The following is a 13875-nucleotide window of genomic DNA, read 5'->3' as shown; positions in this document are numbered from 1 at the left end:
GTTCTCTCCTCAAGTCTCTATTCGTATCGATTTTACCACATTCCCCTTAGGTGTGATCAAAACCGCCTTTTTTGAACAACCTTAATAAAGCAACATAAACTCCAGCCCTATGTTCCGGTCCATTGATCCAGAATAATAAGGACAAAAAATGCCGTTAATGGGGATGAACATGCCGGAGCGCCGGATAATAAATACATAAAATGCCGCTATTTTGCAGGCCTGCGATTCGTTAAGTTCCGCAATTTTACAGCCCCGCGATTCGTTGCTCCGCTTGACCGGATGTCAAGCGCCGATTTCTAGGTTTGAGCTGAAATAATTACTTTTCAAGGTCCAAAGGAGTTTTCGAAAAGATGAGTGTGTACGGAACCGATCTGATCAAACTGGCGGTTATCTTTGCATTAATCCCGCTCACCGCCTTGTTCGTGGTTGCCGAATCTTCGCTTCGCGCGCTCCGCCCGGGTCGGGTGAACGCGCTGAGGCGAGAAGGCCGCAAAAACGCAGCCGCGTTAAAAAGACTGGCCGACCGCATGGATCAAGCCCTGTCGACCTGCCAGCTCGCCATCACGGCGATCTCCTTAACGCTTGGCTGGCTGGGACAACCCGCCGTTCGCCGGCTGCTGCGGCCGCTGTTTTTTTATATCGGCTTGTCCGAGCCGGTGGAATCGTTTTTTTCCTTTCTAATCGCTTTTATTATCATCACGTATTTGCATGTCGTGCTGGGCGGACTGGTGCCGCAGGTGCTTGCCTCCCAAAAGGGGGAATTGTTCGCCCTGGCCGCATCCCGGCCGCTCCTCTGGTTCGCGACGCTGCTCTCTCCAATGATTTGGCTGCTTAACCGCTCTTCCCGCTGGATCGTTTCACTGCTTGGCCTTAAGCCGCCCGCGGAATGGAACGAAGCGCACAGTGTGGAAGAACTGCGGGCCCTGCTCAGCCAAAGCCTGGAAAGCGGACAAATCGGCACCAACGAATTCAGTTTTGTTAGCCGCATATTCGCGTTTGACGATAAGCTCGCCAAAGACATCATGGTGCCGCGGACCGACATGGTTTGTCTGCACGCCGGCAAATCGCGGGAGGAAAACCTGCAGATCATTAAGGAAGAGCAGTATACCCGCTACCCCGTGATCCGGGAAAACAAGGACGATATCATCGGAATGATCAACACGAAGACGCTGTTTTTGTCCGATGAGGAGACGTTTCGGGGTTCCCTGGACTCGCTTGTCCGGCCCGTGATGACGGTATCGGAAAATATTCCGCTGCCCAAGCTGCTGAAAAAAATGCAGAAGGAGCGCTCCCACATCGCGGTCTTGATCGACGAATACGGCGGAACATCCGGAATGGTGACGATTGAGGACATTTTGGAGGAAATCGTCGGCGACATCCGCGACGAATTCGATGCTGAGGAAGAGCAGGAAATTACCGAAGTTGCGGCGAATCATCTCATTGTGGACGGCAAAGTGTCCGTCTCGCTGATTAACGAACTGCTGCTGACCGACCTGGAGGAAGAGGAAACCGATACGATCGGCGGATGGGTTTACGGGCAAAACATGGACATCGAGGAAGGAACGGAACTTACGCACGGCGATCTCCGTTTTAAGGTGCTGGAACGGGAAGAAAGCCGGATCCGGAAGATCGAAATCGAAAGGATCGAGATTCCCGTGCTTCCGGAAGAAGCTCCCCAGGAACGATTGTAAAGGCTAATCTGATGCAACACCTGATGCAACACCTGATGCAACACCTGATGCAACAAATGTTTCTAACACGATAACTTTCTAACGGTTGCCACAGCCGCTATTTGGTCCCACAACGTTGATTGCAAATTTTAACGGATGCCATAGCGCTTATTTTACTGAAACTCGGCTATCTTTACCTGGATTGAGACTAATAGCGATGCTCACAACCGTTAGAAATTGGAAACCGCCTTTTTTCGTAAAATAGCGGCTGTTTCAACCGTTAAACTTCCGGCGGATGGGGTAATTCCCTTAAAAAAGCACCAGTGCTTCTACGGTTTCCACGGCTTTCACGGCTTTCACGGCTTTCACGGCTTTCACGGCTTTCACGAATTTCACGAATTTCACGAATTTTACAGATTACACAACTTTCACAACTTTTACAGCTTACACACAACATCATGCACAACATCATGCACAACATCATAAGGAAGTGATCACCATGAGACGCGGACGCTTTGCGCCGACGCCTTCCGGCGACATGCATCTGGGCAACGCCAAAATCGCGCTTTTGTCGTGGCTGCAAATGCGGGCGGCCGGAGGAGCGTTTGTGCTGCGGATTGAAGATATCGACATCCAGCGCTCAAAACCGGAAATTACCGAACGGATTATCGCCGATCTTCGCTGGCTTGGCCTGGATTGGGACGAGGGCCCCGGTGCGGACGGTCCGTACGGCCCGTATTGGCAAAGCCGCCGGACGGCGATGTACGAGGAGGCTTTGGCCAAGCTGGACCAAGACGGCCGCCTGTATCCATGCTATTGCAGCCGCGCGGAGCTGCTAGCCGTGGCCGGCGCGCCGCACGGGTTAAGCTCGGAAGGCGCGCCGTACCCCGGGACGTGCCGCCATTTAACCCCGGCGGAACGCCGGATCAAAGCGCAGGCGAAATCGCCTTCGCTTCGTTTCGCGCTGGGCGGCGAAGGCCTCGCCTTCGTGGACGGCATCGCCGGGCCGCAGTCGTTCCCGCCGGGCAGCGGCGGCGACTTTGTGGTGCGGCGGGCGGACGGGCTGTTCTCGTACCAGCTGGCCGTCACCGTCGATGATTGCCTGATGGGCATCACCGACGTGCTGCGCGGCGACGACTTGCTGGACTCCACGCCCCGCCAGCTCCACTTGTACGCCGCGCTCGGATGGACGCCGCCCGCCTTCGCCCACGCCCCGCTCATCCTTGGCGAAGACGGGCGGCGGCTGGCCAAGCGGCACGGCGACCTCGGCATCGGCGCGCTGCGCCAGGCGGGTACGCGGCCGGAGACCGTCATCGGCTGGCTGGCGTACATCAGCGGCCTGACCGATCGGCCGGAACCCGCCGCCGCGGGCGATTTGGTCCGCGAGTTCCGGCTGGACAACATCACCCGCGAGCCGTTTATTCTAACGGAGGCGATGGTGCGTAAGCTGCTGCCCTAACCGCTGCCGTGTCGCAGCCTTGAGCTGCCTTGAGCAGCATACCGGCCTCCGGCCGCTCCGGCCGAGCCCATGTCTCCAGCCGCGGCGCGAGTTTACTCCAGCTTCCGACGGATCGCATCTTCATACTGGCGGAACGCCGGACTGTGTGTCAGCCCCCGCTGTTCCGCCAGCATGTTCAGCCGCAGCTGCTGCTCTGACAGCTTTTTCTTCAGCTCCCGCTTCTCTTCCTCATCCTGACAGGCCGCGATCAAATCGGCCAACCGCAGGCATTCGCCGTGCAGATTTAATTCTTCCGGAACGCATCCGGCGTTTTTTAGTAATTTGTAGGCCATCCGCAAATCTTCCGGAACGGACGACAAATCCTCAATTTGCAGCGGCCGCCCGTTCCCGGGCAGATGATCGAATTCCCCGCGCGCCATCGCTTCGGCTATTTTTTGCTCAGCGAGCCAAGACAACATTTTCTTCTCCTCCTTCGCACCTATTTGCCAATACCCTTCTATACCAACAAGTTTCGCACATCTGCGTTCGTGTTTAGGTATCCCTGCATGCGCTTTGCACGATTCTCCCTTTTGTTCAGGGGGAAAGGGTGGGGGCTAATCACGGTCCTTTCATTTTTCCCGGCGTCTTGCCCCATTCCTCCGTCAGGTCTGTTTCACTTCTCCAACCTCCTTCTCACAAGCCTGTCTAACGATCTCGAAATTAACGATCTCGAACTAACGATCTCGAACATGCCTGCTGCTCCCAAACCTTTTTTCTTCTCCTAAATTCTCTTCCTCTCTGCTTCCGGATCAAATGGGATAATCGTGCAAAGCGTCCGGACAGCGGATATTGATCTGCCGATATTTCTTGCCACGATCGGTTACCGCCCTCCCTGTCAAGCGCTGGTTATTAGGTTGAGTCTTAATTAGCAAAGTTGATTTCACGCTAAACACCGGTTTTACTTGCGATTATACATTGGTTCGGCCCCGCTGAAAACCAGCTCCGGTCCGGCCAGCCGCCGTGTATACGGAAAGGCGCGCCAGGAAAAGCGTCATCCCCTATCACCGCCGCCTTAATTCGGAGTATTAACCCCTTTCCCTTTCTTGCCTTCTGCCCCAATTACGGGCGATCAGCATCAATCTATTGGATTTTTTCCAAAGTGGGGATAGCAAAAAAAAGCTTCCGCCCCAAGGACGGAAGCAAACGCCTGAAATGCCATTTTAAATTTTTGGCTACAGCAGCGATTCCGCGCCGTCGATGACGATTTGGGCGCCGGTGATGTGAATCGCTTCGTCGGAGGCCAAAAAAGCGACCAAATCGGCGACGTTCTCCGGCTGCCCCGGCCCATCGGATAGCGGCTGCGAGCCTTCAGGATATTTGACCGGAATGATGATTTCCTGCAGCTCCTTGCTTTTTTCCGTGGAAGCGTCGATATTCGTGGCGATCGCTCCAGGGCAAATCGCGTTGACACGGATTTTGAACTTGGCAAGCTCCAGGGCGAGCATTTTGGCAAAAGCGACCTGCCCGGCCTTGGTGGTGCTGTATGCCGACATGCCGAAACCGGAAAATTTATAGTTGCCGTTAATGGAACTTGTGATGATAATGCTGCCGCCGCCGCGCTGCTTCAAATACGGGACCGCGTTTTTTACCGTCAAAAAAGTGCCGTTCAAGTTGACGCTGAGCGTTTTTTCCCATTCTTCAAAGCTAAAATCCTCCACCGGGGCCAGTCTCCCGTTAATGCCGGCGTTTGCGAAGACGATATCGATGCCCCCAAAATGCCCGGCCGCCTCGCGGACCGCCTTCTCCATACGCGCCGGATCGGCCACATCCACATCGAAGGCCCGGGCCGCCCCGGCGTGGAGGCCGTTGATTTCCCGCTCCGCCTGCCCGGTCCGTTCATCCAGCAGATCGAACAGCGCCACCTTCGCGCCTTCGGCAGCCAATTTAACGGCCGCCGCTTTGCCGATGCCGGAGCCGGCTCCGGTCACGATCGCCGTTTTTCCCTCAAAACGCCCGCGCTTGTTTGTTTGATGTCCTTCCATCATCTGCTCACACTCCTATCAGAGGTAGTTCAAAAAGTCATTTTTCTGCCTCTTTCCAGATTGCCCATCTAGGGGTGTGATTTAGTCACGATGTTTTTCTTACAGGTCCCGTTTTGCGAAAATCAGACACGATACTTTATAGGAAACGAATACGGCAAGCGCCGCAACGCCGATCCCCATCAGGCCGGCGACATAGGGGTGCGCTCCGATCCGGGCGATCATCCCCATCGCTCTTTCGCTGCCCAGTACGTTGTACACGGTAAAGCTGACTCCAAAAAAGAAGATCATCATGGCGATGTTCAAAAATTGGGCCCCTTTCGGACCAAGCCAAAAATAAAGCGGAATATAAACAGACATGACCAGAATCTGGAGTGCAAACACGCCGAGCAAATATGAAGGCTCCCAGCTAACCGAACCTCCCTGCAGCACAGCGGCTCCTTTATCCAGCACAACGCTCAAGAGGAACGCCGCCAGCATGAAAATAAACGCGGAGGCATATTTGGACAAAACGAGCAGGCTGCGGCGCACCGGCAGGTTGACCAGAAACTGCTGAACCGGCAGCTGCATGTCGGCGCTAAGCGTCAAAATCAGCACCATCCCCGGCAGCATTCCGTACAAAAACGAATTGTTCGCCTGAATAAAACCGGAGAACACGATGGCATAAACCGCCAACACTCCGATATAACGCTTCATCAGCAATAGATCCTTGTGCAGCAATCGAACGATGCTAGACATTTGCTTTTCCACCCTTCACCGTAAAATACATGATTTCTTCCAGCGTAGGCCGGTCGTACAGCACCTCGCCGCCGAACAGCTCGCGGGCTTGTTCACGATCCGGCGCCAAGCCTTCGAATCCAACCTCCGTCTCCCGCACCCCGATCAGGGCCCGGCGCACATCGGCATCGAGCAAGCCGCGGCTGCCTTTGACGAGCACATACCGCTCAAGCACATCGTCCTTTGTATCGGAAAATACGAGGCTCCCGCGGTTCAAAAAGGTAACGTAGTCCGCCACCCGATCGAGATCGGCCGTTAAATGCGTGGAGAACAAAACCGTATTCTCCCCGCTCAAGATATACTCCGCAAGCAAATCCAGCAGCTCGCGCCGGAAAACGGGATCGAGCCCCGCCGTCGGTTCGTCCATAATAAGCAGCGCCGGATGATGCGACAAAGCGAGCGCGATCGCATACTTCATTTTCATCCCCTTGGAGCAATCCTTGATCTTCTTGCGTTTCGGCAGTTCGAACCGGTCCATGTACCGCTCGAAAACGTCCTCGTCCCAGCCGGGATAAAACGGGGCAACGATCCGCTTCATTTGCTCCATCGTCAAATAATCATAAAAAATATTTTCGTCTGATATATAGCCGACATGCTGCTTGTACCCGGCATGCTCCGAACCCGCCGTTTCACCGAGCACCGAAATTTTGCCCTGATCCGGCAGCACCATGCCCATGACCGCTTTGATCAGCGTGCTTTTTCCGGCTCCGTTGGGACCGATCAGCCCGGTAATGTAGCCTTTCGGCACTCCGAAGCTCACGTCCGATAATGCAAAGCTTCCGTACCGTTTCGAAAATCCATCAACCTGTATCGCGTTCATTTCTTTGCTCCTCCTTCGCTGTCCAAAAGCTTCATCCATTCGATCAGTTCCTCCATGCTCACCGGTATGCTGCGGCATTCCTCCAGGACCTCCCTCAGCTTGTTCTCAAGCGCTCTCAGCCGCTGTTCGCGGATAAATTCCTGATTTCCGCCGGCAACGAAGGAGCCTTTTCCCACCACGGAATCGATGAGGCCCTCCTGCTCCAGCTCGTTATAGGCCCTTTTCGTCGTGATGACGCTGATTTGCAAATCTTTGGCCAACTGGCGTATGGAAGGAAGCGCCGTACCGGGGGGAAGCTTCCCCTGCAGGATGCTCTCCCGGATTTGCCGGACGATCTGCAAGTAAATCGGTTCGCCCGAAGAATGGGATAGCAAAATATCCATTGTACATCTTTCCTTTGTTGTATACTTTGTCAACAATGTATATATACAATATATACACTCACACATAAAAAATCAACCCCTGAGTTTAAAAACGACAAAAAGAGGCCAACCGGGATTATCCCGTTTGACCTCGTCTTATAAAGCCGTCCCCGCGGGGACGTTCTGATCTTATTTCCGGCCGGACGAATCACCTGGACTTGGCGCGGACTTCCTCTCGGGATTCCTTTTGGGCTTCCGGCGGTTGCCGAAACCACATGTGCAGCATGTCCTGAAATTGATGGCGCGGGGTCGGCGTGGCGATCAGCCAGTCTTCTTCCTCATTGGCGCTGAATCGGATCAGCCAGTTAATATGTTCATTGTTCAGAAAATGTACCGTCTGCAGCTCCCAAGCATCCCCCGCCTTAGCGTAAAAACGCATTTCTCCCTGCGCCAAGGGAGCTTTCAGACAGCGGGCAAGCGCGATGCTGCCTTCCTCGTCATTCGTCAGCGCGGTAAGCGCGCCGGTCAACTTCTCCAGATCCAGCTTGTCCATTTGGCCGGCGATCTCTTCAAACCGGCGTCTGGACATCATTAAAGCGGGGAGCTCGACGCGGAGCGTTCGCGAATTCCATCTCATTTTCAAAGTCAGGTCCTCGCACCACTGCTGCATCCCGCCAGCGCTTTCCAGCAGCAAACGCGGCGATTCCTCGTGAAGCCGCTCTACTTTAACCATTTGTTTTCCGGCCAAATATAAATATTGTTCATATTTCTTCGTCCCGGCCCGAAAATTTAGCCAGCAGGCTTTGCCCGCCAGAAACGCAGCAGTCAGACAGGTCGATACGTGCAGGGGCAAGCTTGGCAGATTCTCGATCAGCGGTGTGGGGGTTTCGTTTTTGCGCAGCCCTCTATGCAAATATTTTAAAAAAGGATGGTCCGCTTCAAGCAGATCTCCTGGTCCTAAAGTCTTCGTCAAATAAAACCAAGAGTATGCATCCAGCTTCACTGTGCCTTTCCGCACAGCACTTGAGACCAACATCTGTCCACCTCCTCATTAGGATCAAAGCTTCATTTTCGTTCCTTTGGTGTAATCATAACACTTATTAATTTTGCAATGCGCGGAAATTTTTCCCATTCTATTACAATATACCCACAAAAATAGGGCATGAAGCATATTTTTGAGCGAGATGAAACTTTTTTAATCCTGAATTCGTAATTAAGGTAAGCGCAAAAAAGAGAGACTTCCGTCCCTCCCCGGTGATATTATGTCATCAAACATTAATCGAATTATAATGTTTTCTTAATGTTTTTTTAAGTTTCTTACTATAGTATTGTACTATGAAACCACTGTATAGAGGTGATTACTATGAGAATTCTCATTAACTTCCAAAACAATCTCGTACCCGTTTACTTTAACGTCGACAGCAAGCAACCTGTACAGCGTACTTTAAAACTGCTGACCAGCGCGCTCGAGTACAAATATTATAACGGCAAACAAGCTTTGAAAAAATGTTTGAGCTCGCTGATCAGCATTGAAATCGAAGGTTCCGAAGCGATCCTTCACAGCAAAAGCGAATTCGACACGCTGGCGCTTTCACTCTATTAATCTGGCGGAAGCCGCGGCAAAAGAAACTCCCCCTCGTTAGCTCATTACGCTAAGAGGGGGAGTTTCTTTTATCTTATCCCGATCTGCCGGCGGCTGAGCCGGGGCTTTTGCCGGCATGTCTGGCTTGGAGCAGCGGCTTCAGGCGCAGCGTCACCGCGGTGATGGCCAGCAATGCGCCGTTTAGCACAAAAACCAGCGGAATGGAAATCCAGCCGCCAAGGGCGCCCCCTGCGATCGGCCCGACCATATTGCCAAGCTGGCTGGCCGATTGGTTCAGGCTGAAGGCCCGGCCGCGGAACTCCGGCTTGGTCACCTCAACGATCAGCGCGTTCAAAGCCGGGAACACCGCGGCAAAAAACAGGCCGTACACAAAACGAAGCGCCCCGAAGCCAACCTGATTGTGGAAAAGAACCTGCAGAATATTGCCCAGACCGCCGCCAATCAGGCCGATCATCAGCGTATTCTTGTAGCCGATACGGCCGCCGATTTTACCCCAAATCGGCGCGGCGATCACGGTCGCGATGCCCACCGCCGAGAAGATAATGCCCGAACTGAAGGAGGCGTCGGACGCCGAGGCGCCAAGATCAAGCACATAAAGCGAAAGCAGCGGCTCCAGTACCATGACTGAAGCCGTGACGAGCATCACCACGAGCAGATGGCCCATAAACGGACGGTTCGCCGAAGCTTCCTTTAAGTCGTCCAGCACATGGGAGCGTTCGCGGTTGCGGTCGAAGTTCTCTTCCTTCACAAAAATCAAAGCGATCAAGGCGGAAAACAACACCACCGCTCCCGCAACCAGAAAGCATTCGCGGTACCCGATAAATTTGCTGAGCGAGCCCCCGACCAGCGGTCCGATAATGCCGCCCGCCGCCCCCGCCGTCGACATGATTCCTAGCGAGTAGCCCACCTGCTTCTCCGGCGTATTCGTCGCCACCAGCGCGATCGCCGACGGCACGTACCCGGCCAATAACCCGGAGAGGATGCGTACGGCGATGAGCTGGTACGGATCCTGAACCAATGAGTTAAGTATATATACGGCGCACAAGGAAAAACCCGAGCGCAGCAGCATCGGCTTGCGTCCGTATTTGTCCGACAGCGATCCCCAATAAGGAGATATCAAAGCCCCGGCCAAAAACGTAATGCCGAACGCAAAGCCCGACCAAAGGGTCAAATTCTTCGTCACTCCGAGATCATGCGCGATAAACAAAGACATGAACGGAATGACCATGGAATAAGCAGTGCTGCAAAAAAACACCCCGATCCACAGCACGTACAGATTTCTTTTCCAGGGGAATTTCATCTTCCCACCCCCAGCGTTGTCACCTCGATACCCTGGAACTAACCCGTCCTTCTTATTGTAGCACGATTTCAGCGGAACGTTTGGAAAGATGAAGAAATTAATCCTGTCCGGCGTTATAATTGAGCTATAGCCATGAAAGGCAGACGAGAGTTGGCCAGGTATGGCTTCATTCCAATCATGCGTTCAGGAAAACGCTTACGCGAAGCGGCACGGCGTTTTTCCGAATCGCATAAGCAAAGGAGCATGTTAAATGGCACTGTTTCAATGCCGCTTTTATTCCGAAGTGCTGGGGCTCAGCACGTCGATGACCGTGATTTTGCCTGAGCCCGCCAAGTCGCAAATCGGAATGTCCGCCAAAGGAGCTCAAGGTCCTTATCCGGCCCTCTACCTGCTGCACGGCATGTCCGACGACGACACCGTCTGGCTGCGCCGGACGTCGATCGAACGTTATGTATCGGGCATGGGGCTCGCCGTCGTCATGCCTCAGGTCGATTTGAGCTTCTACACCGATATGGCCGAAGGCAACCGGTATTGGACATTCGTCAGCGAGGAGCTGCCGCGGCTCTGCCGTTCGTTTTTCCCGTTGTCCGGACGCCGGGAGGACACGTTTGTCGCCGGCCTGTCGATGGGCGGATACGGAGCCTTTAAGCTGGCCCTGCGAAAACCCGAGATGTTCGCCGCGGCGGCCAGCTTATCCGGGGCTTTGGACATGAATGCAAGATTTCGTTTGGACGACGCGAACTTTGCGCTGCTGCGCCGCATCTTTGGAGATGCCGGTCCGCAGAACAGCGAAAACGACCTGCTGGCGCTGCTCGAGCAGACCGGCAAAGACGGCAAGCCGGTGCCCCGGCTGTACCAGTGCTGCGGCACGGAAGACTTTCTGTACGCGGATAACCGGACGTTCCGCGAAGCCTGCGTCCGGCTGGGAATCCCCCTGACCTATGAGGAAGGCCCCGGCGAACATGAGTGGGGATACTGGGACGCCAAAATCCAAGACGTGCTGCAATGGCTGCCGCTGCGGGCCCCGTCATTTTAATGTTGGGTTGCCACAAGCGTTGCATTAAATCTGATCTGACTAGATACATGTTCTAGCCACACAACTATTCTAACGGTTGCCACAAGCGCTATTTGTTCTATGAAACGTTGATTTCAAATTGTAACGGTTGCCATGGCGCTTATTTCACTTAAATCCGGCTATTTTGCTCAGATTCAGGCAAATAACGGCGCTCACAACCGTTACAATTTAGAAAAGGTCTTTTTTCGTAAAATAGCCGCTGCTGCAACCGTTAGATTTCCGAGAAGCTTTTACGTGAAATCTTTGGCAAAAGTTAATGCAACGCTAGGGGCGGATTATAACCGTTAGAAATTGAATCCGCGTCTTTTCGACGAAATAAGCCCGATCACAACCGTCTAGCGAAAGACTGGAGATCCGGGACGCAGAGACGCAGGGTCGTTAACTCCATACGAATGGATGGCTAACTGACTTTGTCGGGAGATTTCCCGGAAATCAATCCCACCCATAAGCCAACTCCCGACTACTCCCACTCCTGCGCAAACCGCCGGCGCTGCTCCCCTTTGCCGCGGGGAGCGCCGCCTTTGCCGGAACCGGCCTTGGCGGCGCTTTTGCCGGCCCCGGCCTTGGCCGCGCGCTGCCGGCTTTGCTCTTTGGCGGCCTGAAATTTAAGCTCCCGCTGCGTCTTAAGGTAATTGTCCAGCCGTTTACGCTCAAGCTGTCCGGTGCGCAGCGCTTCCCGGACCGCGCACCCGGCCTCCTGCTGGTGCCGGCAATCGCTGAAGCGGCACGCCTTGGCCAGCTCCTCGATGTCGCTGAACGCTTCCGCCCAGCCGCCGTCATCGTCCCACAGCTGCAGCTCGCGCATCCCCGGCGTGTCGATCATGACCGCGCCCTGGGGCAGCACGAACAGCTCCCGGTGCGTCGTCGTATGCCGGCCGCGGCTGTCGTCCTCGCGCACGCTCTGGGTCCGCTGCATCTCCTCTCCGGCCATCCAGTTAAGGATGGTCGATTTTCCGGCGCCGGACGAGCCGGTCAAGGCGACCGTCACGCCCGGTTTAAGCAGCGCATCCACCTGCTCCCGCCCCCGGTTTTCCATGGCGCTGACCACGATAACCGGCACCCCGGGCGCGATTCCCTCCGTCTCGCTGACGTAACGCTCCGGATCGGGGCATAGATCCGCTTTGCTCAGAACGATCACCGGCGACGCCCCGCTGTTCCACGCCATAATCAAATAGCGCTCCAAACGCCGCAAATTGAAATCCAGATTCAGCGCGGCCACCACAAACAACAGATCGACATTGGCCGCGACGATTTGCTCGGTCGGTACCGAACCGGCGGCGCGCCGGGAGATCCGGCTGGTACGCGGAAGCAGGCCGTGTATCACCGCATCCTGGCTGTCGTCCGCCAGAAAACGGAGCGCCACAAAGTCGCCTACCGCCGGAAATTCGCTGCGCTCGCCAAGCTCATGCTGCAGGCGGCCGGACATTTCCGCCCAGCCTTCGCCCCGCTCCGTAGCCACGCGGTATTTGCGTCCGTGGTCGGCCACGACTCTGCCCGGCCATACCTGCCCAAGGCTCAGCCCTTTTAATGCGGTTTCCCGCTCATGATTCCATCCTAAATTGGTCAAATTCAATCGGGTATTCCTCCTAAAATGATATCGTTCGGTTTGATTTTTCGCGGTCTCTTGGCGGATCTGCAGCAAGCTAAAACAGCGCAAAAAGACGCGAGGTTCATCGCCCCGCGCCCGCTTTGGAAGCCGCAGGAAAACCGGCTCCCATTTCCGCGCGCACACGCTCATTCAATCGGAATTAGGGCACTGTTCCCTGCGCAGTTTCTCCCGGCCGCCTAGCGAAATTCGCCGGCGGCCACAGCAAAAAGCCGCGGGACGACAATACGGTCCCGCGGCTGGGTAATCCTGCACCTTATGGCTAGCCTTCATTCATTAACAAAAGGTTAGCGTTAGATGCTTTTCCGCCAAGCAGGCCGTACTTACGTCAAAAGTTTCATGAACATCAAGCTTAGACACATGGACTTTTTTCATAATTACCAGCCTCCTTCAAGATTTTGTATTCATCATATTGGATCGGGCAGGCTTTGTCAATCCTTCCACTTGTAAAATGCCCCTACCCGGTTATTGCTCCGTTCCCGCAAGTTCCTCCAGCAGAGGGGGAATTTCGTCCAACCCATAAACGGAACGCCAAGGTTCTCCTCCGGCCAGCTCCGCGTCCCAGGCATGTTTGCGCCGCAGCCAAATCCCGCGAATCCCGACCTGCGCCGCCCCCCAAATATCGTTGCGGGGATGGTCGCCGACGATCACCGCCTTCTCCGGGGTTACGCCAAGCCGCTCCAACGCCAGCCGGTAAATTTGCGGATCCGGCTTGCGGATGTCCACGTCCCCGGATACGACGATCGTGTCAAAATACGGCCGCAAGTGGAGCAAATCGATTTTTCCGTGCTGCAAACGGCTTATTCCGTTGGTGATGATGCCTAACCGGAGGCCCCGCGAGCGGCAGGCTTCCAATGTCTTGGCCGCGTGATCCATCGCCTTGGCGTGGGTCATATAGTTGCGGTCATAATAAGCCTTTAGTTCCTCCAGGTCGGGCCGCTTCTTCCACGGCAAATGTTCGATCAGCTCCCGGAAGAAGCCCTCTTTCGGCCGGTATCCGTCGGCGTCCCTCTCGATCATATAATCAATCAGCCTGTTCCGCTCCTCTTCTTCCAAGACAGGCACCAGGCATTCCCGCGCCAACTGTTCCGCAAACCGGCGAAACGTATGGTCCCGGTCCATCAGCGTATTATCCAAGTCAAACAACACCGCTTCTAGCTGCAATTTTAAGTTCCCTCTCTCCCC

At 54.7% G+C, this 13875-nt stretch carries 13 protein-coding genes; 4 read left to right on the top strand and 9 right to left on the bottom strand.

The window, feature by feature from the left end; translation table 11 throughout:
• The first annotated feature begins 350 nt into the window (after positions 1-350).
• Both NYE74_RS17880 and gluQRS read left to right on the top strand, forming a co-directional pair.
• Complete coding sequence (locus NYE74_RS17880; protein ID WP_270619023.1) at positions 351-1691, top strand: hemolysin family protein; 1341 nt, start codon at positions 351-353, stop codon at positions 1689-1691.
• 478 nt (positions 1692-2169) lie between these two features.
• Positions 2170-3129, top strand: a complete 960-nt coding sequence (gene gluQRS, locus NYE74_RS17875; protein ID WP_124332756.1) for a tRNA glutamyl-Q(34) synthetase GluQRS — start codon at positions 2170-2172, stop codon at positions 3127-3129.
• Positions 3130-3221: 92 nt separating this feature from the next.
• Here the strand turns inward: gluQRS and NYE74_RS17870 are convergent, their stop codons facing one another.
• The 6 genes from NYE74_RS17870 to NYE74_RS17845 all read right to left on the bottom strand — a co-directional run bounded on the left by NYE74_RS17870 (position 3222) and on the right by NYE74_RS17845 (position 8142).
• Positions 3222-3587 (bottom strand): DnaJ family domain-containing protein, encoded by a 366-nt coding sequence (locus tag NYE74_RS17870; RefSeq protein WP_036622474.1) that lies wholly within the window; start codon positions 3585-3587, stop codon positions 3222-3224.
• Positions 3588-4340: 753 nt separating this feature from the next.
• Complete coding sequence (locus tag NYE74_RS17865; protein ID WP_115311278.1) at positions 4341-5150, bottom strand: SDR family oxidoreductase; 810 nt, start codon at positions 5148-5150, stop codon at positions 4341-4343.
• A gap of 99 nt (positions 5151-5249) precedes the next feature.
• The gene (locus NYE74_RS17860; RefSeq protein ID WP_036622470.1) at positions 5250-5885 is read right to left on the bottom strand and encodes an ABC-2 transporter permease; all 636 of its coding nucleotides are present in this window, start codon (positions 5883-5885) and stop codon (positions 5250-5252) included.
• Entirely contained in the window at positions 5878-6744 is an 867-nt protein-coding gene (locus NYE74_RS17855; RefSeq protein WP_124332755.1) for an ABC transporter ATP-binding protein, read from the bottom strand. Before NYE74_RS17855 ends, NYE74_RS17860 begins: the two co-directional genes overlap by 8 nt.
• Positions 6741-7127 carry a GntR family transcriptional regulator gene (locus NYE74_RS17850; RefSeq protein WP_036622466.1) on the bottom strand — a complete coding sequence of 129 codons (387 nt, stop codon included), beginning with the start codon at positions 7125-7127 and terminating at the stop codon, positions 6741-6743. The genes NYE74_RS17855 and NYE74_RS17850 overlap by 4 nt, the downstream gene beginning before the upstream one ends.
• Before the next feature lie 187 nt (positions 7128-7314).
• Positions 7315-8142: a hypothetical protein gene (locus NYE74_RS17845; RefSeq protein WP_036622464.1), complete on the bottom strand. Its 828-nt coding sequence runs from the start codon at positions 8140-8142 to the stop codon at positions 7315-7317.
• A gap of 327 nt (positions 8143-8469) precedes the next feature.
• Between NYE74_RS17845 and NYE74_RS17840 the strand changes: the two genes are divergently transcribed.
• The gene (locus NYE74_RS17840) at positions 8470-8709 is read left to right on the top strand and encodes a hypothetical protein (RefSeq protein WP_036622462.1); all 240 of its coding nucleotides are present in this window, start codon (positions 8470-8472) and stop codon (positions 8707-8709) included.
• 73 nt (positions 8710-8782) lie between these two features.
• Here NYE74_RS17840 and NYE74_RS17835 read toward each other — a convergent pair whose 3' ends face one another.
• On the bottom strand, positions 8783-10009 hold the full coding sequence (locus NYE74_RS17835) for an MFS transporter (RefSeq protein WP_036622460.1): 1227 nt from the start codon (positions 10007-10009) through the stop codon (positions 8783-8785).
• Between the two features lie 250 nt (positions 10010-10259).
• Between NYE74_RS17835 and NYE74_RS17830 the strand changes: the two genes are divergently transcribed.
• Positions 10260-11045 carry an alpha/beta hydrolase gene (locus NYE74_RS17830; protein WP_036622459.1) on the top strand — a complete coding sequence of 262 codons (786 nt, stop codon included), beginning with the start codon at positions 10260-10262 and terminating at the stop codon, positions 11043-11045.
• Positions 11046-11544: 499 nt separating this feature from the next.
• Here NYE74_RS17830 and rsgA read toward each other — a convergent pair whose 3' ends face one another.
• Positions 11545-12657, bottom strand: a complete 1113-nt coding sequence (gene rsgA / locus NYE74_RS17825; protein WP_341005047.1) for a ribosome small subunit-dependent GTPase A — start codon at positions 12655-12657, stop codon at positions 11545-11547.
• Between the two features lie 498 nt (positions 12658-13155).
• On the bottom strand, positions 13156-13854 hold the full coding sequence (locus NYE74_RS17820; RefSeq protein WP_082207747.1) for an HAD family hydrolase: 699 nt from the start codon (positions 13852-13854) through the stop codon (positions 13156-13158).
• Between the last annotated feature and the right edge of the window lie 21 nt (positions 13855-13875).

The sequence above is a fragment of the Paenibacillus sp. FSL P4-0127 genome, assembly GCF_038007325.1.
Lineage (GTDB): Bacteria > Bacillota > Bacilli > Paenibacillales > Paenibacillaceae > Fontibacillus > Fontibacillus macerans.
Note: the sequence above shows the minus strand (reverse complement) of the source record. Positions and strands in the feature narration are given on the sequence as shown.